We start from the raw sequence: 24,463 nt of genomic DNA on the forward strand, positions 1-24,463 counted from the left end.
AATGCGTTATTTAGATGCAGAAGCAATTGAGAATATAGCTACAGGAGCAGCTTTTTTAGGGACAGGAGGTGGCGGTGATCCCTACATTGGTAAAATGATGGCTTTGTCCGCCATCGAAGAAAACGGACCTGTCAAACTGGTTTCTCCAGAAGAAATTGCCGCGGAGGATTTTTTCCTACCCGCCGCAATGATGGGTGCCCCATCTGTCGCAATTGAAAAATTTCCCAAAGGCGACGAATTCGTCCGTGTCTTTGAGAAGTTAGGAAAATATTTAGACCAAGAAACGATTGCGGGAACCTTTCCAATGGAAGCTGGGGGCGTCAATTCAATGATTCCAATTGTTGTTGCAGCGAAGCTAGGCATTCCCTTGGTGGATTGTGATGGTATGGGGCGGGCCTTTCCAGAATTGCCTATGGTAACGTTCCATTTGAATGGGATGTCAGCGACCCCTATGGCAATTACCGATGAAAAAGGAAATATTGGCATTATGGAAACGATTGATAATACTTGGACAGAACGTCTTGCTCGTGTTCAAACGGTTGAAATGGGCGCCAGTGCTTTAGTGAGCATTTATCCCGCGACAGGCAAACAATTACAAGACTATGGTATTCACAACATCGTGACATTATCAGAAGAAATTGGCAAAGTGATTCGAGGTACCTATGCAGATGAACAAGAAAAACGCCAAGCATTAGTAGAAGTTACGTATGGCTTTGAATTGTTCCAAGGAAAAATTCTAGATGTGGAACGAGAAGTAAAAGGTGGCTTCAATTTGGGACGTGTCAAATTGAGTGGCTTAAACAGTGATGCTGGTTCAGAAGCAGTCGTCCATTTTCAAAATGAAAATTTAATTGCCGAGAAAGATGGTCAGGTGATTGCGATGACGCCTGATTTGATTTGTATGGTAGATTTAGAAACTTTAACGCCTGTGACAACAGAAAGCTTGAAATACGGCAAACGTGTCCAAGTAATGGGCTTGAAAGCGAATGCCGCTTGGCGAACGAAAAAAGGTATCGAAACAGTGGGTCCTCGGTATTTCGGCTACGAAATGGATTATCAACCACTAGAAAACTTAGTAGCGAAGGAGGACAAATAAATGTATAAAATCGGTATCGATGTCGGCGGCACAAATACAGATGCTGTTATTTTAGATCATCAATTAAACTTGATTCATTCAGTGAAAGTTCCAACAACCGATGATATTCAAACAGGGATTGCCGGTGCCTTAAATAAAGTCTTGGCAGAATCAGCAGTGGACCCAACCAAAGTCACACATGCAATGTTGGGCACGACCCAATGTACGAATGCCATTGTTGAGCGAAAAAAATTAGCAAAAGTTGGGGTCCTTCGTTTGGGCTATCCAGCAACCGCTTCGGTCTTGCCTTACACAGCTTGGCCCAAGGATTTAGTGGACACTCTTTCAGAAACGTATGCTTTAGCACATGGCGGCTACGAATATGATGGACAACCATTGACTGCACTGGACGAAGAAGAATTACGTGGGATTTTGGCCTCTTGGCGAGGAGAAGTAGAAGCAATCGCAGTAATTGGCGTTTTTTCTTCTTTAAAAAATGACCAAGAATTGTTTGTTCAAGCACTTGCGAAGGAAGTGTTAGGGGCAGATGTTCCTGTATCTTGTTCCTCAATGATTGGGTCTGTCGGTTTAATTGAACGGGAAAATGCGACAATTTTGAATGCTGCGTTGCACAAAGTAATTAAAGTGACCAGCGAAGGCTTTGAACAAGCCTTAGAACAAGAAAAAATTCATCACGCCCAAGTGTACTTATGTCAAAATGATGGTACGTTAATGTCGTTAACGTATGCCAAACAGTTTCCTATTTTAACCATTGCTTGTGGACCAACAAATAGTATTCGTGGCGCTTCTTACTTAGCTGGTTTGAAAGATGCGGTTGTTTTAGATGTTGGTGGCACAACGTCAGACATTGGCGTGTTAGTGGATGGCTTTCCAAGAGAATCTTCACTGGCCGTTGATGTTGGCGGAGTACGGACCAATTTTAGAATGCCAGATATCGTGTCAATCGGTGTCGGCGGCGGCAGTCTAGTGCGTGAACAACCAGATGGTTCTGTGACAGTTGGCCCCGATAGTGTCGGCTACCGTATTACACAAGAGGCCCTTGTTTTTGGCGGCACACAATTAACGACCACTGATATTGCGGTTCGCTTAGGCCATGCCCAAGTTGGTGATTCTAGTAAAGTGGCTCATTTAGACCAAGCGTTTGCGGAAAAAGTGTACCAAAAAATTGGCGAATTGGTCAGTGAAGCGATTGATCGCATGAAAACCAGTTCTGCAGACGTGACGGTCGTTTTAGTTGGTGGTGGAAGTATTATCATCCCCGAAGAATTGACAGGCGTTAAAGCGCTAATTCGCAACGAAAACGGGGCAGTGGCGAATGCCATCGGTGCCTCTATCGCTCAGATTAGCGGACAATACGAACAAATTTATGTCTATTCAAAAATCCAACGAGACGCGGCGTTGGCCGATGCCCAAGAAAAAGCCGTCCAACAAGCTGAACTTGCGGGTGCAGTTCCTGGCACAATCGAGTTAGTCGAGGTGGAAGAAACACCACTCGCCTATCATCCAGAAAATGCAACCCGCTTACGAGTAAAAGTGGTTGGGAATATGTATTAAAAGAAAGGAAATCCTCTGGCATATGAGGGTTTCCTTTTTGTGCTATAGTAAAAGAAAAAGAAGGAGGAATAACTATGGCTAAATTATTCGCCTACCAAATTGGTCAAAACCCTCGTATTCAAACGGACCTTTTGGTAGATCCTCAGCTGTTTGAAGATGAGCATGGCTGTGCGGGGGGTGTGGGCTTCGGGTTAGCCGATTGTGTTCAAACCGGAATGTTTACAGATATTGAAGTGATAAAACGGTATCTTCACGAAGCAACCTACGTTTTTATTAATGGTGACTTTGACCGACTAAGTTATTTAGAAATTGGGATTGCACTTTCCTTAGGCAAAACACTTTACGTCATTACAATGAATCCAAACGTAACGAAAGAAGATTTAGGAATTCCCTTCGACAATGCTACGATTGAATTCCTTTCCCCCAGTGCTTTTACGGAACGAATCCATGAAACAGAAGCAGCAGAAAACTAAACAAAAGTAAGTAATACGACTGTCTTTTTTTGCTATTTTTTGCGATAATAAGGGAGAAAGTTCAAATTGAAAGGGAGCCAGAATAAATGAAAACCTATGATTATATTGTTATTGGTGGCGGTAGTGGCGGGATTGCTTCTGCTAACCGCGCAGGAATGCACGGAGCTAACGTCCTTTTAATTGAGGGCAACGAAATTGGTGGGACCTGTGTCAACGTTGGTTGTGTGCCTAAAAAAGTCATGTGGCAAGCCAGCAGCATGATGGAAATGATGGAAAGAGACACAGCAGGCTACGGGTTTGATGTTGAAATCAAAAATTTTAGCTTTAAACAATTAGTTGAAAATCGTGAAAAATATATCGACTTCTTACATGGTGCGTATAATCGTGGTTTAGACAGTAACAACATTGAACGTATCCATGGTTACGCTACGTTTACTGGGGAGCAAACAATTGAAGTCAATGGGACAGAATATACGGCGCCGCACATTTTAATCGCGACAGGTGGTCGTCCGAAAAAACTAGGTATTCCAGGAGAAGAATATGCCTTAGATTCAAACGGCTTCTTTGCGTTAGAAGAAATGCCAGAACGTGTGGTCTTTGTCGGTGCAGGTTACATCGCAGCCGAATTAGCAGGAACCTTACATGGCTTAGGCGCGGAAACACATTGGGCCTTCCGTCATGAACGACCATTACGAAGCTTTGATGACATGCTTTCTGAAAAAGTCGTAGAACGCTATCAAGAAATGGGCATGCAAATTCATCCGAATGCAACACCAGCTAAAATTGAAAAAACGGCGCAGAATGAGTACGTTATTACATTTGAAAATGGTGAATCAATCACGACAGATGCCGTGATTTTCGGGACAGGCCGTCAGCCGAACACGGATCAATTAGGCTTAGAAAATACGAAAGTAGCCCTTGATGAAAAAGGCTACGTCAAAGTAGATAAATTCCAAAATACCACGCAAAATGGCATCTACGCAGTCGGCGATGTCATTGGGAAAATCGACTTAACGCCAGTCGCGATTGCCGCTGGTCGGCGCCTGTCTGAACGCTTATTTAACGGACAAACCGATTTATATTTGGATTATAACTTGGTACCAACGGTGGTCTTTACCCATCCACCAGTTGCGACAATTGGCTTGACGGAAAAAGCAGCGCTTGAAGAATATGGTGAAGACCAAGTGAAAATCTATCGCTCTAGCTTTACACCAATGTATTTCGCTTTAGGAGAATACCGTCAAAAATGCGACATGAAATTAATCTGTGTCGGCAAAGAAGAAAAAATTGTCGGTTTGCATGGCATCGGCATCGGTGTTGACGAAATGCTACAAGGCTTTGCAGTCGCTATTAAAATGGGCGCGACCAAAGCAGATTTTGATAATACTGTTGCGATTCATCCAACAGGCTCAGAAGAATTTGTAACAATGCGATAAAAGGCGAATAGACCCCAAAAAAGAGCGTTGCTGATGCAACGCTCTTTTTTGAATACACGAGTTATACTATTGGATTCGTAAAAAGTAATTTTTTATATCATACCAATAACCACTTTTCCATCTTTTAACTACTGACTTTTCCAAGAAATATGCTATGATTAAAAAAATCAGCAAAACAGAGGGTAGGGAGTTAGAGGATGGATAAAATTAGAATCAACAACTTGAAATTTTTCACAAAAAATGGTGTTTTGGCAGAAGAAAAACGTCTAGGACAGCAAGTAGAAATCGACCTTGAAATGCAGTTGTCGCTAGCCGAGGCAGGGCGAACAGATGATGTCACCCAAACAGTCAATTATGCCGAAGTGAATGAATTGATTGCCCAACGAGTAAACAATCACTCGTACGATTTAATCGAAGGTTTAGCGAGTGCTATTTTAGATGATATTTCCGCAGATTATCAAGAACAATTGAACAAAATTATCATTAAAATTAGAAAATATAGTGTGCCGATGCCCGGCCTTTTTGACAATATTGAAATTGAAATGGAGCGAGAAGTATAGATGATTGGCTATGTAGCATTAGGTAGTAACGTCGGCGATCCATACGCAAATTTAGTGAAAGCCCGCAATTATTTAAACGAAGACCCGCAGATTCAGGTCGTGGCTTCTTCAAAACTTTATGAAACGGATCCTTACGGCTATACAGACCAAGATGATTTTTTGAACGCCGTATTGAAAATTGATACTAGCTATACCGCTGAAGAGTTATTGGCTGTTACCCAAGGGATTGAGCAAGCAATGAAACGTAAAAAATTAATTCACTGGGGTCCGCGGATTATTGATATTGATATTTTATTATTAGGGGAGCAGTCAGTCACGTTGCCCCACCTACAAGTTCCTCATCAAGAATTAACAAAACGGTCATTTGTTTTGATTCCCTTAAGTGATGTTTACGCAGAGGAACAACTATTGGGCACGCCAATAGCTACGTGGATTCAGCGCAGTGGCAATCAAGAAGAAGTGCGAGTAAGCGAAAAGGAATGGTAGAGATGGAGCAGGAAAAACAAGCGCAAATTGAGCAGGCAGTTACCACAATCTTAGAAGCAGTGGGGGAAGATACTCAACGGGCAGGACTCATTGATACACCCAAACGCGTAGCTAAAATGTATGCAGAAGTTTTTAGTGGATTAACCGAACCTGAATTTGATGATTATAAATTATTTGATAGCTTAAATGAAGGCGAAATGGTTCTAGTAAAAGATATTGCCTTTTATTCAATGTGTGAACACCATTTATTGCCATTTTATGGAAAAGTACATGTCGCTTATCTGCCAGAAGGTGGCAAAGTATTGGGACTAAGCAAGTTACCAAGATTAGTAGAACATTGTGCCAAACGTCCCACAGTTCAAGAAGATTTAACAGTGACAATTGCCCGCAAACTCCAAGAAAATATTCCCGTCAAAGGCATTGCAGTAGCCATTGAAGCGGAACATATGTGTATGACGATGCGCGGCGTGAAAACACCACAAAGTAGCACCAAAACATTTCAATTTACCGGACTATTTAAAGAACAAGAGTGGAAAAATCAATTTTTAATGGAGATACGTTAGAAAATGGAAATCATTGTTGGCACGAATAACCAAGGTAAGTTAAAAGAAATGCAATCAGGACTTAAGGACCCCGCTATTCAACTTGTCTCTTATCGAAAGTATACCACCAGTCAAGAACAACCTGCAGAAACTGGCACTACGTATGCTGAAAATGCTTATCTAAAAGCTCGCTTTTTCCAACAATTAATTGGCCGCCCAGTGTTAGGTGATGATGGCGGCTTAACGTTAACTGATTTTCCTGATTTATTAGGTATTCATACAAGCCGCTTTTTCCATTCAGCCAATCCGGAAGAACAGAACCGCGAACTGTTGCACTTATTTGAAGGGCGACAGTCGACTCGAGAGTTAACCTTATCAGCCACATTGGTCTATGTACTCGATGACGACAAACTGTTGCAAACGGAAGCCACTTTGACTGGTGAATTAGTTGAACCGCGCGGTACAGGTGGTTATGGCTTTGATCCGATTATTTATTTACCAGACCGAGGCAAAACCTTAGCGGAGTTGTCCACGAGTGAACGAATGAAGATAAGTCCTAGAATGCGGGCTTTACGAAAGATGATTCAGCAGATAAAGGAGCAATGTGACAATGATTGATTTAAAAAAGAATTACCAAATTATGGGGATTGTCAACACGACCCCCGACTCTTTTTCTGATGGCGGTAGCTACACAACGGTCGACGTGGCCTATCAACATGCGCTTCATCTACTAGAAGCGGGGGCCGGTATTTTAGACATTGGCGGCCAATCCACACGTCCTGGCTACGAAGAAGTTTCTCCACAAGTTGAGGCAGACCGAGTATTACCATTAATAAAAAAAATACGTGAGACTTCGCTAGCGCCGATTTCTGTGGATACCTACTATCCCGAAGTAGCAGAAGCCGCGATCCAAGCTGGCGCCACAATGATTAATGACATCAAAGGATTAGACACTCCGGGGATGGCAGAAGTCCTCGCACAATATCCTGAAGTCCAAGTTGTGATTATGCATTCCAGAAAACACCAATCCCTTTCTTTAAAAGAAGAGTTGCACCAATTTTATACAGAAAAAATTGAACAATGCCAAAAATATGGGCTTTCCTTAGAAAAAATTTGTTTCGATCCAGGGATTGGCTTTCATAAAACTGTCGCAGAAAACCTTCAACTGTTAAAAGATCCTAACGCCTTTCGCTACCAAAATTATCCGTTACTGTACGGCGTTTCTCGCAAACGAACCATCGGCGCTTTAACGAACGAACCAGAACCAGCCAACCGTGATTTTGGTTCAGCCGCTGCTTCCTTGTATGCAGCACAACAAGGCGTAGAAATTTTACGTGTTCATAATGTCCAAGGCTTAAAACAAACATTTGATGTCTGGCGAGCATTGTCGGAGAAGGAGTAAAGGCGGAGCAATAGACTAAACAGACCGACCATCTTTTTTGATGGTCGGTCTGTTTAGTCTAAAAAATTTTAGTTGGCTGAATCGTTTTATCCCAGTAAACGGTGCGCGATTTTTATTACAAAAGTAAGCGTATTCTAGGAAGGCATAAATGTGTTATACTACACAAGTAGGAAGTTTATGACGGTGGCAATTTCTCAAAAAAGGGGGACTGCCAATGTTTTTGCTTGTTCGCTTTTTCCCTAGAAAGGAATAGTAGTGACTGTCTTTGAAGCATTGATGCTTGCGATTGCTTTCGCAACATTAATTGTCAAAATCAGTAATAAAAACAACAAAAAATAAACCCGTCATAACTTTTAGCGAAGATTGACGGGTTTATTAACCAATAAATTAAAGCTACCGTCTTAAACGGTCTACCCGAGAGCGTATGTCTAGTACGCTCTCTTTGTGTTTATTATAGCAAGTTGAAACGGAAAAGTCGAATAGTAAATAAAAAAGTAAGCGTATTCTAGGAAGGTACAAATGTGTTATACTACACAAGTAGGAAGTTTATGACGGTGGCAATTTCTCAAAAAAGGGGGACTGCCAATGTTTTTGCTTGTTTGCTCTTTCCCTAGAAAGGAATAGTAGTGACTGTCTTTGAAGCATTGATGCTTGCGATTGCTTTCGCAACATTAATTGTCAAAATCAGTAATAAAAACGACAAAAAATAAACCCGTCATAATCTTTAGCAAGGATTGACGGGTTTATTTATCCACAATTAAAGCTACCGTCTTAAACGGTCTACCCGAGAGCGTATGTCTAGTACGCTCTCTTCGTGTTTATTATACCAAGATATCACCTAAAAAGCTAGCCGCTAAATCCTCAATAGGATCCAGCGGCTTTTTTAATTTTCTCTTGTCAAAATCGTTTGTGTAATTTCATACAATTGTTCTTTCGCTTGGGCCTTTGTTTCAGGAAGTTTGCTGATTTCTTTCAGCGCTTTTTCTGTGTAATGAGTGGCTAATTGTTGGGCCTTTTCTACGCCACCTAGTTCATGGACAAGACGATAAATTTCCTGTGTTTCTTCATCGGTCAAGGCTTCTTTTTTCATTAAAAGTGGCAACAAGACTTCACGATTGGCTTCAAGTGCATAAATCAAGGGCAAAGAATACACGCCTTGACGTACGTCTTCTAAGACGGGTTTGCCGATAGCGTCAGCAGTTTGTGTATAGTCCAAAATATCATCAATAATTTGAAAAGCCAGTCCGATATTTTCGCCGATTTCACCACAACGTTTGGCAAAACGTTGGGAGGTGCCACTTTCATAGGCACCGACAAAACAACTTAGCGCAAACAATTCCGCTGTTTTCCCGGAAATATTTTTTAAATATTGGTCAATCGTTACCTCGAAATTATAGCGATTGTCCATTTGACCAAGCTCACCAGTCAGGACTTTTTCCATACTGCGCGAATTTAATTGAATGCTTTTTAATGAAGAAGAATAATCAGATAAGAGCTTGAAACAGCAAACAAAAAGATAATCGCCTGTATACACGGCTGTGCTATTTCCAAAGCGCGAACGCAATGTTGGCAAGCCACGACGCGTATCGGCTTCGTCGACAATATCGTCGTGAACTAACGTGGCGGTATGCAGTAATTCAATGGAAGCCGCTAACGCTGTCGCCTTTTTAGGGTCCCGCTGTTCACCAAAATAAGAGAACAACAGTTGGTAGGCTGGACGTAGCAATTTGCCGCCAGAATGAATCATGTCATGGACAGCAGCTTGAATCTCTTGATTATCGATTTGAACCGCTTGTTCCATCAAGCGAAGAGTAGTTGTTAATTCTTTTGATAACGTAGGATAGGTATTCCACATAGGATGTATATTCATAAGATGACTCCTTTAATTGTGGCGGACAGGTTTTCAATTAGAAAAATTGACTCCACTTATGTTTCGTTGTTTGTTCATAATTCAGTTGGAATTTTCGTAACGTCTGGACATGTTGTAGTAAATAATTAGCGGCAATCCCAATGGCAATCCCCGAAAGTAACCCAAACAGAGATAGAAATGGTAAGTACAGCATCGGCGCCCACGAATGAGCAAAGAAAGAGGTCGTTAGCAACTGACCAACGTTGTGTAAGAAACCACCAACGGCACTAATCCCGATAATGCTGACCCGTTTTGGCCCCAGCTGCTTGACAAGCAACATGCCGAAATAACTTAATAAGGCACCACTGGCACTATAGAAAAAGGTCGAAAGTGTACCGCCCAGTAATGTCGTTAAAATCAAACGTAAACAGACTAGGAAAAAACTATCACGCTTACGCATGGTGAAAATCGCAATAATAGTAATTAAATTTGCTAGACCGAGCTTTGCCCCAGGAGCAAATGCGAAAGGGTAAGGAATCATATTTTCGATTAAGCCAATAATGACCCCTTGGGCAACGAGCATAGCAATATAAATATTCTTGTGTAATTTGCTCATAGTTGTCGTGCTTAATAAATTAAGCTACCGTCTTCACTCCCATCAGAAGCTTCCACGGTGATAAACAAATTGTGGGGTAGACAGGCAATCGGGGTTTCACCAGGTTTGGAAATCCAGCCTCGTCGAACATCCACTAAGTCAGCACAGTTGGCTTCCTTCACGCGGATACGATCACCATCTACTTCAATCAGGTTGTAATCACCGTCTTTTGCTTCGTATTTATATGTATAATGCGGGCCGTCCTTTTTTAAGTCAAAGACTTTGATTACTTTGTTGTCTACTTTCAAGACTGCCTGATACGTAGCCGCTTCTTGACCACGGTTTTGCATGGCAAAAACAACAAGGGGCAGAAAAGAACCAAGAACTAAAACAGCAATAATAATAACGTCCCATGTTTTCAAGCGACTTTTCTTAATGAATTCTTTGATCGTCATTTTCTTCTCTCTCCTTTGGTGTTTTTTTCTTGTCTATCATAACATAATGAACGGAAAAGAAGTATTCTTTTCCAGTTGAGCCACCATATTATATAAAAGAAAATATGTGGGACAAAAGTCATGCTTGACTGCTGTCCCACATACTAAATCCTATGATAGTCAGCTGGAGACATGTGTCTCAGCTTTTGCTCGTAGTTGTCAATCGATGATCGATTGCTTACTTACCGCCGTATCTAGCTTTCGGGGTACCATACCACGCTTTACCAAGTTTGCGTTGAATCCATGGAATTACCCAGCGGTCTAAACCGACAGCACGGCCTGAACCGTTCATCAAAGCAAAAGCGACAAAGATAAACCAGATATTTACCCAATAGAACATGCCAGATAAACAGAAGGCAATTGTTAAACCAATTGTAGCAGCACTTGATAACCAAGTGAATAAACCAGCAATCAATGCTAAAGCAATACATACTTCAACGATTGTCATGAATTTTTGCATGAACAAAGCAACTTCTTGGTTTGGCATCATAAATTTCATTACGCTTTCGAACCATTTAGGCATGTGATCAAACACTTGCATTGGTGTTTCGCCGTAAGCGTAGCTTAAACCAAAGTGCGCTGCTTGTGTTGCCGCATCGGCACCACCGCTTGCCGCCGCATCCGCCGCACCACTTGCAGCAGTTGTTGCTGTTTCAGTTGCTTGAGAAGCACCTGTTGTTACTTGTTCTTGTAACCAAGGGAATGGGAAAACGACTTTATCTGTGAACCAAGAACCGTCACCAAACCAAGTGCTTGGTTTCAAGTAATCGCCGTTGCCGACAATTTTCTTCATTGATTCGACTAACCAAACCATACCATAGAAGACACGTAGCGGAACACTCCACAAGACATTGCCGTAACGAGACGTATGTCCGCGAGCAACAGAACGATCATCTTTAATATGGAAGATTTCGTGCATAATGTATTGGAACATGTAGTAACCAGAACGAATATCAAAGAAGTATTTCAAGTTAACGATATGTTTCATAATGATGGCTAAGAAACCACTCAAATGAATTTTATCGAATAAGTTGGCAACGCCCCATTTCGCGCCGATGGAAACCATGAATCCTTGGTAGTTTCCTTTAAAGGCATGTTTTTCGCCGCCTTTAATATCTGCAACGATGTTGGCAGCCGCAGTATGACCTGTTTGTTCAGCTGCTTGAACGATTTGAGGAGTTGGTGTATTTGGTGTTTCTTCGTAATAAACCAAGTCACCAATGATATAAATGTTTTTGTCTTCGTAACCTTTTGCTTGCATGTATTCATTCGCAACTAAACGACTACCACGTGCTGCTTCTAAACCAAAGTCAGCGGCATCAGAAGTTGCTTTCACACCAGCTGTCCAGATTAACGTATGCGTTGGTACTTCAGAACCATCTTTTAATTTAATGTGATCTGCTGCAACTTCAACGATTGGTGAGTTCAATAATAATTGAACATTTTTCTTTTCTAGATAACGTTCTGCTTTGGCAGCATCGTTACGAGATAACATGTTTAAGATGGTTGGCATTGCTTCAACAACCATTAATGTAATTTCGTCTGGATCAATTTTGGCATCTTTCGCTAAACGATCTTTCCAGTCGATTAATTCGCCGACCATTTCGATCCCAGTAAAACCAGAACCACAGACAACGAATGTTAACATTGCTTTGCGTACTTCAGCATCTGGTTCGATGGCTGCTTTAGCAACGGTTGCTTCAATGTGATGACGAATTTTCACTGCATCATCAAATGACCATAAGGTGAAACCATTTTCTTTCACGCCTGGTGTTCCAAAGTCGTTTGGTTCGCCACCCATACCCAGAATTAACTGGTCAAATGGATAAGAACCTGCTAAAGTTTTCACAACTTTGTTTTCTTTGTCGATCCCAGTAACAGTATCTGTTACCAATTTTACGTTTTTCTTGCGTGAGAACAAACGTTGTAAGTCGTATTGAATTGCTTCTGGTTCAACACGTCCGCCTGCTACTTCATGCAATTCGGTCATCATAGTGTGGTAAGAATGGCGATCAATCAATGTGATTGTTACGTCCGTATCTTTTTTAAATTTCTTTGCTAGAAATTTAGTAGCTGAAACGCCAGCATACCCAGCACCTACAACGACAATATTTTGCTTTGTCATTGACAATCCGCTCCTTAATATTGTAAGTAGTAAAATAGTGATAATGATTAATAAGTACACAATCGACTAACATTATATAAGTATTTCACGAATTTGTCTAATATAAATTTTAATTGTCAACAAATTTACTCCAACGATGAGTTTTTGATGAAAAAAAGACCGAAATGTAAATATTTTTAGGGGATGGTCTTGACAACGTTTTTAAAACCATTATAATGTGTAATGTATCACAAACTTTTAATGTTTGTGAAAATCATGAAAGAAAAGGTGACTATCAATGAAAGTGAATAAATTTGTTAAAGGTTTTGCGGCAATTGCATTATTTAGTTTAGTATTAGCAGGCTGTGGCGCAGACAAGAAAGACAACACAACGAACTCTTCTAGCGCAGCATCTTCAGAAACGAAAAAATCAACTGAATCATCAGCACCAGCGAAAAAAGTTGCCGGTGGCGATTTAAAAGATGGTACGTATAAATTAGAAGAAAAAAATGAAAAAAATGGTTACCGTGCAGTCTTTGAAATGACTGTAAAAGACGGCAAAATCACTGAATCTAAATATGACAACATCAATGCTGACGGCAAATCTAAAACAGAAGACACTAAGTATGAAGAAAGCATGAAAGCAAAATCTGGTGTTGGACCAAAAGAATACATCAAACAATTAAACGATTCTTTTGTTAAAGCACAAAGCGCAAGCGGTGTGGAAGTAGTAACTGGTGCGACTCATTCATCTGAATCATTCCAAAACTATGCACAACAATTAATCCAAGCAGCACAAGCTGGTAACACAGACACAATCGAAATCGACAATGGGGCAACATTGAAAGATGGTACGTACTCATTGAAAGAAAAAAATGACTCAAACGGCTACCACACAACATTCTCAATGACTGTGAAAGATGGTAAAGTGACTGAATCTAACTACGATAACGTGAACGCTGACGGCAAATCTAAAAAAGATGACACTGAATACGAAAGCAAAATGAAAGACGTTGCTGGCGTTGGACCAAAAGAATATATCGAAACATTAAACAAAGAATTTGTTAAAGCAATGGGCGAAGAAGACGGATCACCTGCAGGTGTTGAAGTAGTAACTGGTGCAACACACAGCACACATTCATTCATCAACTACGCACAACAATTAGTGAACGCTGCTGAAAAAGGCGACACAACTGAAATCGTTGTTGACAACATCGTAACAAAATAAGTAATAATAAATGAATCGTGAAGTAGTTCCTGAAATGCTTTTCAGCAAGTACTTGACACCATTGAGGGGTTGGGAAAAAGTCGGTTAGCTGACTTTCCCGCCCCTTTTTCTTCGCTAGTTCTGTCCATCATTTCACAAATTTTTTCACAGAAATTTGTGAATTTCCAAGAGAAAGACTTTTCATTTTTTCCAAAAAAGGCTACTATGCAAGAGAACTTATTTTTTAATTAAAGAAGGAAAGAAGAGGGAATCCTATGAAAAAGAAACTTCTGCTCATGGTGAGTGTTCTAGCAGTGCTGTTTGTGGCAGCTGCTTGTTCCTCAAAACCAGAAGCGAAAATTAATACAGAACCATACTCTGACCGTCAAACAATGCTTGGTACCTACGTTCAAATTCGCATCTACGATGATGGCAAAGAAGACGTCTTACCGAAAGCCTTTGCCCGTGTCAAAGAACTAGGCGATAAAATCACCGTCAACCAACCAGGTTCAGAAATTGATGAAATCAACCAAGAAGCAGGCGTGAAACCAGTCAAAGTCTCAGATGACTTGTATCCTTTGTTGAAAAAAGCCTATGAATACAGCAAAGACTCCCGCGGCGGCTTTGACATGGCAATTGGCCCAATCACCTCTATGTGGCACATTGGCTTCGATGATGCCCGCAAACCAAGCCAAGCCGAAATTGATCAAGCCTTGAAACTTGTCGATTACACGAAAGTCAAATTCAACGACAAAGAGCAAACCGTTTATCTTGAAGAAAAAGGCATGCAACTAGATTTAGGCGCAATTGCCAAAGGCTTCATCACCGATGAAGTCGTGAAAGTTCTGAAAGACAACGGCGTTACCACCGCTATTGTCGATTTAGGTGGGAATGTTTACGTCTTAGGACACAGCCCGCGTGGCAAAGACATGGATTGGACAGTCGGGATTCAAGATCCGAATAAAGCCCGCAACACAGTCTTAGGTCAAGTCAAAGAAAGCAACAAAACCTTAGTCACATCAGGAATTTATGAACGCTACTTAAAAGTCGATGGCAAAACCTACCACCATCTCTTTGATCGTGAAACTGGCTATCCGTTTGATAACGACATCGCGGGTGTCACCATTATCACCGACAAATCCATCGATGGTGATGGTCTCTCAACAGCCGTCTTCTCAATGGGCGTCAAAAAAGGACTAGAATATGTCGAAAGTCTGAAAGGAACCGATGCCATTTTCGTCACAAAAGATGACAAAGTCTACATCAGCAAAGATATCGAAGGCAACTTTGAAATCGGCAAAGACTCTGGCTATACGATGGGGAATCGGGCCGATTTGAAATAAGGAGCGACTAAAAATGTCTTTAAATGTGTTTTTAAAAGTAGTGGAAATTCAGACGAAGCTTGCCAGTCTCTTTCCCTTCATTATCGGGGTCTTGTTTTCAATGACCTATTTCGGGGAAGTTCAGTGGGGCAACACGCTGGTTTTCTTCATTGGCATGGTGGTCTTTGATATGGCCACTACCGCCATTAATAATTACATGGACTTCAAAAAAGCCAAATCAGACGTCTATAAATATGAAGAAAATATTATCGGACAATCAGGCGTTTCACCACAACTGGTCCGCAACATGATTTTCGCCATGATTGCCTTCACTGCCGTTGTGGGTGCGTACTTGACGGTTCAAACCGGCTGGCTCTTCCTTGTTTTAGGCGGGATTTGCTGCTTCATCGGGATTTTCTACACGTATGGACCGATTCCGTTATCTCGCATGCCCTTGGGGGAAATTTTCAGTGGCTTCACGATGGGCTTAGGCATCTTCGTCTTAACCGTTTACTTGAACGTCGTCACCAATCCGCCTTTTTACTTAACGGTCGATTTTGCTAGCGGCGCCTTTCGCTTAGACGGCAATCTCTGGGCGGTGCTTGCGATTGTCGTGGCGTCCTTGCCCTTGGTCTGTTCGATTGCTAACATCATGCTCGCCAACAATTTACGGGACTTAGACACGGATATTGAGAACCACCGTTATACATTAGTCTATTATATTGGGCGCCCATCGGGGATTGTGCTGTTTCAAGTGTTAGCGCTAGCTGGGTATCTGGTGATTTTATTCGGCTTCATTAGTGGTATTTATCAATGGCCTGTGTTAATTACATTTGCCACTTTACCTGTCATTTGGAAAAATATTCAAACGTTTAAACAAGAATTGCCGCAGCCGAAAAGTTTTCGCCATTCCATTAAGAACTTAATGGTTTTCAATGGCACCTATGCTTTAGGGCTATTCATTAGCGCCTTACTTGGTTAGTCTTGCGAAAAAATAGCGGGCTGGGCGAAAAAAATACTGTTTTTTTTCAGAGGCCTGCGTCAAAACAATCAAACAAAGCTCAAAATGTTAGTATTCGTTGCTAACATTTTGAGCTTTTCTTGTTAAAAAGAGCGGAATCTTAAAATTTTGTCAGGGGATTTTGGTAAAAATTTGCCGAAATCGCCCTTTTTTTGAGCCGATTATTAAATAACAGCTGTTGTAACTCTTGTCAGAATAGGAACCTTCAAAATTTTCGCATGGGGTGCGAAAAAATCGTCAATTTCTGCTGGGGGTTTCTTTGTTATTATAGAGGAGTAACAAAAGGTTGTTTTGTCTTTCTTGTGTAAAAGGGCAAGAAAGGCTAGCGAGTTAAAAGGAGGTTTTTCAATGAAAAAAAAGCGTTATTTAATGATTGTGTGTCTACTATCTTCTCCTAGTTTTTTTATAAATGTTGAAGCGTCTGATGGTGGTTCTAGTTCGGTGGGGATTGAATTTTACCAAAATCCGAGAACACCCGCTCCTAAAGATCCCCCACCGAAAACAGATGCGCCAGCTGCTGATCCCAAGGAACCAGCTGGTCCTCCGCAAGGAGATCAACGAAGTGGTGGTTCGACACAGACCACCACAACTGGCTCAACGCTCCCTCGTACAGGGAGCAAGAGTCAGGCAAATTTGAGCATTCTCGGCTTCGCCTTAATCGGTTTGGCGGGAATCGTACATAGAAAGAAGGGACGACATGAAGCAAACTAAGTGGCAACGATTAGCAACCATTGGCTTGTGTAGTTCTTTAGTAATTAACGCCTTTTCTGGTGTGACGGCAGTTGCGGAAACCGTGACGATTGAAAGTAGTCCGACCGCCGAAAGTAGTGCCAAGGAAGAGACGCAAGCAAGTAGCGTGAAGGAAGAAACAACGAAAGCCAGTACGGAAAATAGTCAAGTAACAACTGACACGAGTCAGGAAGAAGCAACGAAAGAAGCGGAGAAAGAAGAACCGCAAGCAGAAGTGGAACAAGCAGAAACACCAATCATTCCTAAACCAAAAAAAATCAATATGAAGGCAACTTATTCATTTTCTGCAGAAACTTATCAGTTTGGATTTGTGAATGAATCAGGTCAATTAATAAATCCAGATATTATACCAATTACGTATAGCTATGCCAAAGGATCATGGAAGACAGATGGTTATAATCGAAAGTGGACTAGTATGGTTCAAGGGAGTGCTTCAACCGTAGGAAACTTAAAGAATGTAATAATGCCAGCAACTTCTGTAGTTATGCCACCAGGACCGTCATATGAAGGAACTCAAGAGGTGTACACAAACTTTTCAATTCGCATACCAAAATATTATGCATCAGCGAGTCTCTACAATAGAGAAGGTAAAATTGATTCTACTTATCCGTTACCTGCTATTGCACTAGCAGGTACTAGACCGCTATCTTTGACTCAAAGTAGTGTAATTAGTGCATTGGCGCTGACCAGTAAAGGAGACAATGTTTATACACCACGGGAAACATTTTTTGGAGGAGATCCTGCAGGTGTAAAGTTTACTAATTTTTTGTATCGTATAAATGACTTTGATGTGAAAGGTAATAACATAGGTTATAAGACTGTGAGTAGCCCAATCTATTACCATCTGACCAACCGCCGTGTCACCGAAAACTTCGTAGATACAAGTGGCGCCAAAATCACGCCACCAAGTAATTTCACCCAAGGGAAACAAACGGTCATTAATAGTGATCCTTACACGTTCCAACAAAGTGGTTTTTTACCCGAGACCTACAAAGTTGGCACGAAATCTTACCGATTCAAAGGCTGGTACAAAGGGAAAACCAAAACCGAGCCTTTGGCCACCACTAAAACACCTAGCTATAAAGTCACGTATGATGACAATGATGATTTGACGGTGGTCTATGAGGAGTTTTCAGGGTACGAGCTGCCTGCTTCGACCAATCAATTTGGCTTTGTGGATGAAGCGACGAACAAATTAATTGCCCCCGACCAAGTGCAGATGAAGTATAATCTTACTTTAAATGAAAATAATAAAAAAACAGTAATGAGCAGTAACTTAACGGGGACAGATACAGCGACACTGAAAAACTTGTCCGTGCCTGTCAACTATTTTGAACAATATCGCGTCAATACGTTTTATGGCGCGAGTGACATTACGTTTACATTGCCCAAACGGTACAAATCAATCAATATTACCAAATCAGATGGCAAAACCGACCCAGCTTTTCCTCTTCCTAAAATCTATAATATAGATCAAGTAGAAATGTCACACATGCCTGTGACCACTTACAACAAGTTGAAACAGCTGTCGGGCCAAACGTTTGGCTTTAATGCTTTAGCCGATCAACCTGAATTTTATACGAAAACGTTATTTGGGACAGAGTCTGGCATCGATGACCCAGTCAATTATTATACAATGAGTGGCCCTGTTTACTATTATTTAGAAAACCGCAAAGTCACCGAGAACTTCGTAGACACCAACGGCGCTAAAATCACACCGCCAACAGGTTTCACCCAAGGTAAAAAAACGGTGATTACAAGCGACGCCTACACTTTCAAACAAGCAGGCACCTTACCAGACACTTACACAACAGGCGGTAAGACCTACAAGTTCAAAGGTTGGTACAAAGGCAAGTCCATACTCAACACATTGACAACTACCAAAGCGCCAAGTTATCAAGTGACCTACGATGACAATGATGATTTGAATGTGGTGTATGAAGAAGAAACAGTTACGACAGTGTATCCATCAGTCGATATGAACTTTGTGAATGAAAAAGGCGGGGCTTTCACACCGGCGTTAACTTTTAGTGGTAAGTACTATGCGCAAAGTACGAGTGCGTACTTAAGAACCGATTTATATGACGTGACCTCAAAAAATAATGGTAATGGGCAATATACGGTAAGTATTAATAATGGTAGTATGCCATTGTCCCAAGAATTATTGAAAAAATATAATAATGGACAACCAATCAGTGCTACCAACAGATTACAGTTTAATGTTGATAAATTAGCCATCGACCAACAACTAAAATATGTTGACAGCATTCAATTAGACACAGCTCAAAGTAGCAATCTGAAATCCTATAGATATGTGTACACGAACAATAGCTCACTGGTTTTCGACCCAAATGTAGCACCAGCAGAGGTTGACCTTAGTTCAGAATCTCTTAACTTGCTTAATTTTGATTCAGATGGCACCTATTTTTCTAATGCAAATAATAGACTTTTTTACACGCATTTAGGATATAGTGGCACACCAGGAGTTAACTATCTTCTCGTAATGTTTCTTTTTAACGCCAACCCTGCGGATAAGTCAAAACTTGTCTACAAAGTCACTCGCAAACAAGTCACCGAAAACTTCGTGGATGTCAACGGTGCCAAAATCACTGCACCAACAGGCTTCACCCAAGGTAACCAAGTACCAATGAACAGTAACACCTTCAAGTACACAGCGGCAAAAGCTTTACCAGCGACGTATACTACAGGTGGCAAAGTCTATACGTTCCAAGGGTGGTATAAAGGGAAAACCAAGCCAAGTACGTTGAACAAAACAACAACTCCAACGTTCAATGCGACCTTTGATGGCAATGACGATATGACCGCCATGTATAAGGAAGAAATACCAACAGCTAGTGTCACATTAACTCGACCAAAAGAAGTGATTGATACGAATACCAATGTAATCTGGACAACAACGATCACGAATACTAGCAAAGCACCCTTACAAAATCTCACCTTGAAAAAAGGGCCCAATTGGTCAGCTGGTCTGACGATCCCGACCTTTATGGAAGTGACACCAGAAGGAGAAACGACAAAATCAATCCCAGTAAATAGTACACTTTGGACAGAGGGGGTTCCTTTACCAAATGCCGTTCCTATCGGCAAAAAAGTTTCAGTTGCTTTCACAACTCGCGCAACAGGGAAACCAAACACTGTTTTGAAAGCAGAAGTTGTAGTATTTGGTGGTATTAAAGATCGTACAGTGGATAACTTCGTGAGAATTCGTCCAAATGATCAAGAAGTAGTCACACCAACGACCGAAGGCTTCATCAGTGTGCCAACCTTCGACTTCGGCCAAGTGGGCGTTGCAGGAACTAAGCAACAACACAGCTTGAAACAAGCCGCGGATTACTACGGTAACGGCACACGGAATCCGTATCTGCGGATTAAGAAAACGCAACCCAATTGGAGCTTAACAGCGCAACTGTCACAACCAAAATCAGCGACAGACAGCTTGCCTACAGCGACCCGCTTATTATTAGGGGCGGCGCCTGTCTCTAGCTTTACCAATTACAATCAACCAACCGAGTTGAAAAATACGGTCGGTACCACGAGTGCCATTAGCTTAACAGCCAACAACACAGCAACGAGTATTATTGCCAACAAGCAATTCACAGGTAGTAATGTTTATCAGTTGGACTTCACCTTCAATAATGTCAAACTTGAAGTGCCAGCCAATCAAGGTGTTAAAGGGCAACAATACAAGGCCGCAGTTACATGGAACCTAGTTACAGGTCCTTAAAATAGTTAAGTTATCATGAGAAAAGCTCAAAATGTTAGTGGTTATCACTAACATTTTGAGCTTTTTGGTTTAAATATTAAGGAAAAAACAGTTGGAGTTCATCAAAAGAGCGTTTAAATCCTTGATTTTCGCTAAAATAACACTTATTTTCAAAGGGAACAGAGGCGCTCAGCCTTGAAAGGATAGGAATCACTAAAAAACGGCACTCAATATGTCAAAATTTGAAATTTCAAGCTGTGTGTTCTTTGGTAAAATAAATAAAAAAATGCTAGTTATCAGTATCGATAATAACAGGATACTGATTAAGAAAGGACTTTATAGAGACTATAGATTGAATTTTTACATAGAAAGAAGGAGCAAGATGAAGCGAGTAAATTGGAAAAGATGGCTAGTTGTTGGGTTAAGTTGTTCTTTGTTCATGGATTCAGTGGTTGGTGTGACTGTGTTAGCGGAAACGATTACTGGGGCGACGGAGCAAGGAGTAGCAACATCTCAGTCTAGTGACGAAGCGAGCCAGACGACACAAACAACCGAAGAGTCACAGGCAACGGTCGCTAGTGAAGCGAAAACAGTACCGCCACAGGAAACGGCAAGAATTGCTTCTCGAGCGATTGGTTATTCTTCTGTGGAAGGGCGCGAGATTCCCTTTTTCTTTGTGGAGGAAGACGGGACGTTGTTTGATCCCGACCGAATTACGATGGCGGTCAATCTTTCCACGTTTTCGTTTTATGAAGAGAAATTACAACGAACCCCCCTTGAGCCCACCACTGTGAATGGCGGAAAGTTACTGTCTATTCCAACGTCACCAGCTTTTAAATATGATACAAATAACCAGAATCCAAGTAATATTTATGGCGTTTCTGAAGTGTCGTTTACTATTCCTAAGGAGTATCAAAGCCTGGACATTCGACCAAGTACGTTTTATACAGGAGACACTACGCAATATCCAGTGCCAACGGTTTTTGCGAACGTTGGGGGCAAAGTGACGAACTATGTGGGCGCCAATGCGGAGACGGAATTAGAGTTAACCAATGAAAAAATGCCCAATAAGCTGACGTTTGGTCCTAAAAAGACGTTTAAATATACGGTAGCTACGGCACCAGGAGGCGTTACGTATGCGCTGACCTATTTTTATGGAGATGTCGGCGGTCCAACTAGTTCGCACCAAAGACGAGGAACAGCGGGTCCTGTGTATTATTATTTAACAAAGCGGCGTGTCACGGAAAAATTTGAGAATCCCGCAGGCGGGGCGATTCCTGCGCCAGAAGGTTATACGCAGGATAAGAAAACCATTGTAACAGGGGAGGATTTTACTTTTACCCAAGAAGGCACCTTGCCTGAACGTTACACAGGCAGTGATGGGAAGACGTATTTATTTAAAGGTTGGTACAAAGGGAATGCGAAACCTAGCACGTTGGAAACCACCAAAACGCCTAGTTATGCGGTGACCTATGATGACAATGACGATTTGCATGTGGTCTATGAAGAAGCAGTGATGAAAACCTATACGTTGCCAGCGAGAGAAGCTTTGTTCGGCTATGTTGATGAGCAAGGAAACTTGATTAATCCCGCCAAGTTTAAGCTAAGTGCGACCATGGGTGAAAGTGACGGAGCCACAGGGGAAATGACGACTTTTCCCACAATTGATGGAATCGATATGCCAGCAAGTCAATTAAAGAAATTAGCCATCCCGCAAAAAGTCTACACACGCCCAGACGATGGGACAATCGTAACTTATGGCCCGCAAGAAGTGAGTGTTGAAATTCCTAAGTATTACCAGACGATTTCGATTTCACCAACTACTGCGTATACAGGGGATAAAACCAAGTATCCAGTACCAAATGAAGTGCGCCGTGGCATCGAAAACCCCGACAACATTGTTAGTAGTTTAGTGGGAACCACTGCGTATAACTTGACCCAAAAAAGTGCCACACGCTATACTGCCCGCCGTTCTTACTGGACGTGGGACCCCACGAAGACACTTTACTCAATGAGTATCTATTCAGGAACTGCTGGGGGCAACTATAATTTATCGACCCCTGATGGCACCATTTATTATTACTTAGAAAATCGGCGGGTCACTGAACATTTTGTAGACGAAAGTGGCGCAAAAATCACGCCACCAACTGGCTTTACACAAGGAAATCAGCTAGTGGTGGACAGTGAAAACTATGTCTACACTGTCGCAAAAGCTTTGCCGAAGATCTACCAAGCTGGTGAAAAAACCTATATCTTCCAAGGCTGGTTTAAAGGCAAAACCAAGCCAGCAACATTAAAGACGACAACGACCCCAAGTTTTACACCAACTTTTAATGATGAGGACGACATGACTGCTGTGTACCAAGAAGCGATTCCCACCGCGGAACTAACGTTAACAGGCGCTGTTGACATAGTCGAAAATGGCGCCACAATGGATTACTGGGAGGCGCTACTGAAGAACACAGGCGAAGCGCCGTTAACCACCATTAAAATCAAGCCAACGGCAACTTGGGCGGCTGGCATCGGCGCACCCAACACGATATTTGTACAAGGAACGGGTCAAAACACCAAAGCCTTTCCTGTCACCAAAGAACAATGGACGACCGGTGCAGGAGTGTCCATCACGTTGGATCAGCCTTTACCAGCTGGCGGTCAATTAAAAATGAACATATTAGGAACCACCGTTACAAGAAATCCTGGTCAAGTTTTAACCGCTGAAGTTGAAGTAACGGGCAACTTTGGCAGCTTAACCGCCAAAGATACGGTCCGTATTAAAGACTTGGATCAAGAAGTTACGAGTCCTGACGGCGACGGCTTTATTAGTACCCCGACATTTGATTTTGGTAAACTAGCAATTTCAGGAAGTAAGCAACAATATGGCTTGAAGAAGGCCGCCGATTACTACGGCAATGGCACCCGTAACCCATATTTACGCCTGAATACTAGCCAAGCCAATTGGAGTTTAACGGCCCAGCTGTCGCAACCAAAATCAGCCACAGACAGCCTGCCAACAACGACTCGCTTGTTGCTAGGAACGGCTGCTGCTGCCAGCTTTACCGATTACAACCAACCAACAGAAACCAGGACACCACTTGGCAAGACCAGCACCGTGACTTTAACCGCCGACAATACCGCAACAGCGGTGGTCGCAAACCAACAGTTCACAGGCAGTGACGTCTACCAACTGGACTTCACGTTTGCTAACATCAAACTAGAAGTGCCAGCCAACCAAGGTATGGCTGGCCAACAATACCAAGCCGCCGTCACGTGGAATTTAGTGACTGGCCCCTAAAATAAAAATGCCCGAGCCTCTTATTTTTCTAAGGCTCGGGCATTTTTATTGATGGTCTTTTGATGGTCGTTGTGCTATAATAGCATTGAAAAGAGAGATATGCTGTAACATACCTCTCTAGTGTAGAGCCGTTTAAGACGGTGACTTTTTGGATTATTTAAAAATAACCGTACTTGGTCAAAGTAGACGGTTATTTTTTCTTGTCTTCTTTAACAACCTTTAGGATTCCGAAGATTAAAGTCGCGATAAAAGAACCGAAACTAATCATCAGAGCTAAAGCTTCTGCGATAGACAAAAGGCCTCTCCTTTCATAGATTTTAGTACTTACATTCATAAGCACCACCACCTTTCAGATTGGATAGCCACCGCCATAACTTCTCTACACTTTTATTATACCATTTAGAACTAAAAAATAATTAGTTTTCAATATATTTTTTTAGGAAATTGTGCTATAATAGCAATGAAAAGAGAGATATGCTTCAACATACCTCTCTGATGTAGAGCCGTTTAAGACGGTGACCTTTTTAGTTACAAAAAATAACCGTACTCAGTCAAA

Annotated in this window: 20 protein-coding genes; 15 read left to right on the forward strand and 5 right to left on the reverse strand. The window is 41.7% G+C overall.

Annotation, left to right across the window (positions count from 1 at the left end; genetic code table 11):
• Position 1: 1 nt before the first annotated feature.
• From IGI97_RS01170 to folP, 9 genes are all read left to right on the forward strand, one after another.
• Complete coding sequence (locus IGI97_RS01170; RefSeq protein ID WP_438737818.1) at positions 2 to 1,096, forward strand: DUF917 domain-containing protein; 1,095 nt, start codon at positions 2 to 4, stop codon at positions 1,094 to 1,096.
• Positions 1,097 to 2,650 (forward strand): hydantoinase/oxoprolinase N-terminal domain-containing protein, encoded by a 1,554-nt coding sequence (locus IGI97_RS01175; protein WP_438737820.1) that lies wholly within the window; start codon positions 1,097 to 1,099, stop codon positions 2,648 to 2,650.
• A gap of 74 nt (positions 2,651 to 2,724) precedes the next feature.
• The gene (locus IGI97_RS01180; RefSeq protein WP_002375430.1) at positions 2,725 to 3,123 is read left to right on the forward strand and encodes a hypothetical protein; all 399 of its coding nucleotides are present in this window, start codon (positions 2,725 to 2,727) and stop codon (positions 3,121 to 3,123) included.
• Positions 3,124 to 3,209: 86 nt separating this feature from the next.
• Positions 3,210 to 4,559: a glutathione-disulfide reductase gene (gene gor, locus IGI97_RS01185; protein WP_010820365.1), complete on the forward strand. Its 1,350-nt coding sequence runs from the start codon at positions 3,210 to 3,212 to the stop codon at positions 4,557 to 4,559.
• Positions 4,560 to 4,756: 197 nt separating this feature from the next.
• A complete protein-coding gene (gene folB / locus IGI97_RS01190; RefSeq protein WP_002354733.1) occupies positions 4,757 to 5,119 on the forward strand; it encodes a dihydroneopterin aldolase in 363 nt (120 codons plus the stop codon).
• Positions 5,120 to 5,605, forward strand: a complete 486-nt coding sequence (gene folK / locus IGI97_RS01195; RefSeq protein ID WP_010778032.1) for a 2-amino-4-hydroxy-6-hydroxymethyldihydropteridine diphosphokinase — start codon at positions 5,120 to 5,122, stop codon at positions 5,603 to 5,605.
• Positions 5,599 to 6,168 (forward strand): GTP cyclohydrolase I FolE, encoded by a 570-nt coding sequence (folE, locus tag IGI97_RS01200; protein ID WP_002383148.1) that lies wholly within the window; start codon positions 5,599 to 5,601, stop codon positions 6,166 to 6,168. The genes folK and folE overlap by 7 nt, the downstream gene beginning before the upstream one ends.
• A gap of 3 nt (positions 6,169 to 6,171) precedes the next feature.
• Positions 6,172 to 6,765 (forward strand): non-canonical purine NTP pyrophosphatase, encoded by a 594-nt coding sequence (locus IGI97_RS01205; RefSeq protein WP_438737823.1) that lies wholly within the window; start codon positions 6,172 to 6,174, stop codon positions 6,763 to 6,765.
• The gene (folP, locus tag IGI97_RS01210) at positions 6,758 to 7,549 is read left to right on the forward strand and encodes a dihydropteroate synthase (protein ID WP_438737825.1); all 792 of its coding nucleotides are present in this window, start codon (positions 6,758 to 6,760) and stop codon (positions 7,547 to 7,549) included. The genes IGI97_RS01205 and folP overlap by 8 nt, the downstream gene beginning before the upstream one ends.
• A gap of 883 nt (positions 7,550 to 8,432) precedes the next feature.
• Here folP and IGI97_RS01215 read toward each other — a convergent pair.
• From IGI97_RS01215 to IGI97_RS01230, 4 genes are all read right to left on the reverse strand, one after another.
• Complete coding sequence (locus IGI97_RS01215; protein WP_002358954.1) at positions 8,433 to 9,419, reverse strand: polyprenyl synthetase family protein; 987 nt, start codon at positions 9,417 to 9,419, stop codon at positions 8,433 to 8,435.
• 37 nt (positions 9,420 to 9,456) lie between these two features.
• Entirely contained in the window at positions 9,457 to 10,014 is a 558-nt protein-coding gene (locus IGI97_RS01220) for a Gx transporter family protein (RefSeq protein ID WP_002354743.1), read from the reverse strand.
• An 11-nt stretch (positions 10,015 to 10,025) separates the two neighbouring features.
• Positions 10,026 to 10,448, reverse strand: a complete 423-nt coding sequence (locus tag IGI97_RS01225; RefSeq protein WP_002358956.1) for a NusG domain II-containing protein — start codon at positions 10,446 to 10,448, stop codon at positions 10,026 to 10,028.
• 217 nt (positions 10,449 to 10,665) lie between these two features.
• Positions 10,666 to 12,612, reverse strand: a complete 1,947-nt coding sequence (locus IGI97_RS01230; protein ID WP_002354747.1) for an NAD(P)/FAD-dependent oxidoreductase — start codon at positions 12,610 to 12,612, stop codon at positions 10,666 to 10,668.
• A 277-nt stretch (positions 12,613 to 12,889) separates the two neighbouring features.
• Between IGI97_RS01230 and pplA the strand changes: the two genes are divergently transcribed.
• The 6 genes from pplA (at position 12,890) to IGI97_RS01260 (ending at position 23,907) form a co-directional block, all read left to right on the forward strand.
• A complete protein-coding gene (gene pplA / locus IGI97_RS01235; RefSeq protein ID WP_002368513.1) occupies positions 12,890 to 13,819 on the forward strand; it encodes an extracellular electron transfer flavoprotein PplA in 930 nt (309 codons plus the stop codon).
• Between the two features lie 254 nt (positions 13,820 to 14,073).
• On the forward strand, positions 14,074 to 15,141 hold the full coding sequence (locus IGI97_RS01240; protein ID WP_002354751.1) for an FAD:protein FMN transferase: 1,068 nt from the start codon (positions 14,074 to 14,076) through the stop codon (positions 15,139 to 15,141).
• A 13-nt stretch (positions 15,142 to 15,154) separates the two neighbouring features.
• The gene (menA, locus tag IGI97_RS01245; RefSeq protein ID WP_002387591.1) at positions 15,155 to 16,102 is read left to right on the forward strand and encodes a 1,4-dihydroxy-2-naphthoate polyprenyltransferase; all 948 of its coding nucleotides are present in this window, start codon (positions 15,155 to 15,157) and stop codon (positions 16,100 to 16,102) included.
• Positions 16,103 to 16,489: 387 nt separating this feature from the next.
• Entirely contained in the window at positions 16,490 to 16,852 is a 363-nt protein-coding gene (locus IGI97_RS01250) for an LPXTG cell wall anchor domain-containing protein (protein ID WP_002368511.1), read from the forward strand.
• Positions 16,839 to 20,636, forward strand: a complete 3,798-nt coding sequence (locus tag IGI97_RS01255) for a WxL domain-containing protein (RefSeq protein WP_438737828.1) — start codon at positions 16,839 to 16,841, stop codon at positions 20,634 to 20,636. The genes IGI97_RS01250 and IGI97_RS01255 overlap by 14 nt, the downstream gene beginning before the upstream one ends.
• A gap of 211 nt (positions 20,637 to 20,847) precedes the next feature.
• Positions 20,848 to 23,907 (forward strand): WxL domain-containing protein, encoded by a 3,060-nt coding sequence (locus IGI97_RS01260; RefSeq protein ID WP_438737829.1) that lies wholly within the window; start codon positions 20,848 to 20,850, stop codon positions 23,905 to 23,907.
• Between the two features lie 190 nt (positions 23,908 to 24,097).
• Here the strand turns inward: IGI97_RS01260 and IGI97_RS01265 are convergent, their stop codons facing one another.
• The gene (locus IGI97_RS01265; protein WP_002387585.1) at positions 24,098 to 24,241 is read right to left on the reverse strand and encodes a putative holin-like toxin; all 144 of its coding nucleotides are present in this window, start codon (positions 24,239 to 24,241) and stop codon (positions 24,098 to 24,100) included.
• Between the last annotated feature and the right edge of the window lie 222 nt (positions 24,242 to 24,463).

This window comes from Enterococcus sp. DIV2419 (assembly GCF_051711865.1).
Taxonomy (GTDB): domain Bacteria; phylum Bacillota; class Bacilli; order Lactobacillales; family Enterococcaceae; genus Enterococcus; species Enterococcus faecalis.

Excerpts from the sequence above, each read along its gene's own strand:
- IGI97_RS01170 (WP_438737818.1), top strand. The coding sequence starts at position 2 with ATGCGTTATTTAGATGCAGAAGCAATTGAGAATATAGCTACAGGAGCA.
- IGI97_RS01175 (WP_438737820.1), top strand. The coding sequence starts at position 1,097 with ATGTATAAAATCGGTATCGATGTCGGCGGCACAAATACAGATGCTGTT.
- IGI97_RS01180 (WP_002375430.1), top strand. The coding sequence starts at position 2,725 with ATGGCTAAATTATTCGCCTACCAAATTGGTCAAAACCCTCGTATTCAA.
- gor (WP_010820365.1), top strand. The coding sequence starts at position 3,210 with ATGAAAACCTATGATTATATTGTTATTGGTGGCGGTAGTGGCGGGATT.
- folB (WP_002354733.1), top strand. The coding sequence starts at position 4,757 with ATGGATAAAATTAGAATCAACAACTTGAAATTTTTCACAAAAAATGGT.
- folK (WP_010778032.1), top strand. The coding sequence starts at position 5,120 with ATGATTGGCTATGTAGCATTAGGTAGTAACGTCGGCGATCCATACGCA.
- folE (WP_002383148.1), top strand. The coding sequence starts at position 5,599 with ATGGTAGAGATGGAGCAGGAAAAACAAGCGCAAATTGAGCAGGCAGTT.
- IGI97_RS01205 (WP_438737823.1), top strand. The coding sequence starts at position 6,172 with ATGGAAATCATTGTTGGCACGAATAACCAAGGTAAGTTAAAAGAAATG.
- folP (WP_438737825.1), top strand. The coding sequence starts at position 6,758 with ATGATTGATTTAAAAAAGAATTACCAAATTATGGGGATTGTCAACACG.
- IGI97_RS01215 (WP_002358954.1), bottom strand. The coding sequence starts at position 9,419 with ATGAATATACATCCTATGTGGAATACCTATCCTACGTTATCAAAAGAA.
- IGI97_RS01220 (WP_002354743.1), bottom strand. The coding sequence starts at position 10,014 with ATGAGCAAATTACACAAGAATATTTATATTGCTATGCTCGTTGCCCAA.
- IGI97_RS01225 (WP_002358956.1), bottom strand. The coding sequence starts at position 10,448 with ATGACGATCAAAGAATTCATTAAGAAAAGTCGCTTGAAAACATGGGAC.
- IGI97_RS01230 (WP_002354747.1), bottom strand. The coding sequence starts at position 12,612 with ATGACAAAGCAAAATATTGTCGTTGTAGGTGCTGGGTATGCTGGCGTT.
- pplA (WP_002368513.1), top strand. The coding sequence starts at position 12,890 with ATGAAAGTGAATAAATTTGTTAAAGGTTTTGCGGCAATTGCATTATTT.
- IGI97_RS01240 (WP_002354751.1), top strand. The coding sequence starts at position 14,074 with ATGAAAAAGAAACTTCTGCTCATGGTGAGTGTTCTAGCAGTGCTGTTT.
- menA (WP_002387591.1), top strand. The coding sequence starts at position 15,155 with ATGTCTTTAAATGTGTTTTTAAAAGTAGTGGAAATTCAGACGAAGCTT.
- IGI97_RS01250 (WP_002368511.1), top strand. The coding sequence starts at position 16,490 with ATGAAAAAAAAGCGTTATTTAATGATTGTGTGTCTACTATCTTCTCCT.
- IGI97_RS01255 (WP_438737828.1), top strand. The coding sequence starts at position 16,839 with ATGAAGCAAACTAAGTGGCAACGATTAGCAACCATTGGCTTGTGTAGT.
- IGI97_RS01260 (WP_438737829.1), top strand. The coding sequence starts at position 20,848 with ATGTCAAAATTTGAAATTTCAAGCTGTGTGTTCTTTGGTAAAATAAAT.
- IGI97_RS01265 (WP_002387585.1), bottom strand. The coding sequence starts at position 24,241 with ATGAATGTAAGTACTAAAATCTATGAAAGGAGAGGCCTTTTGTCTATC.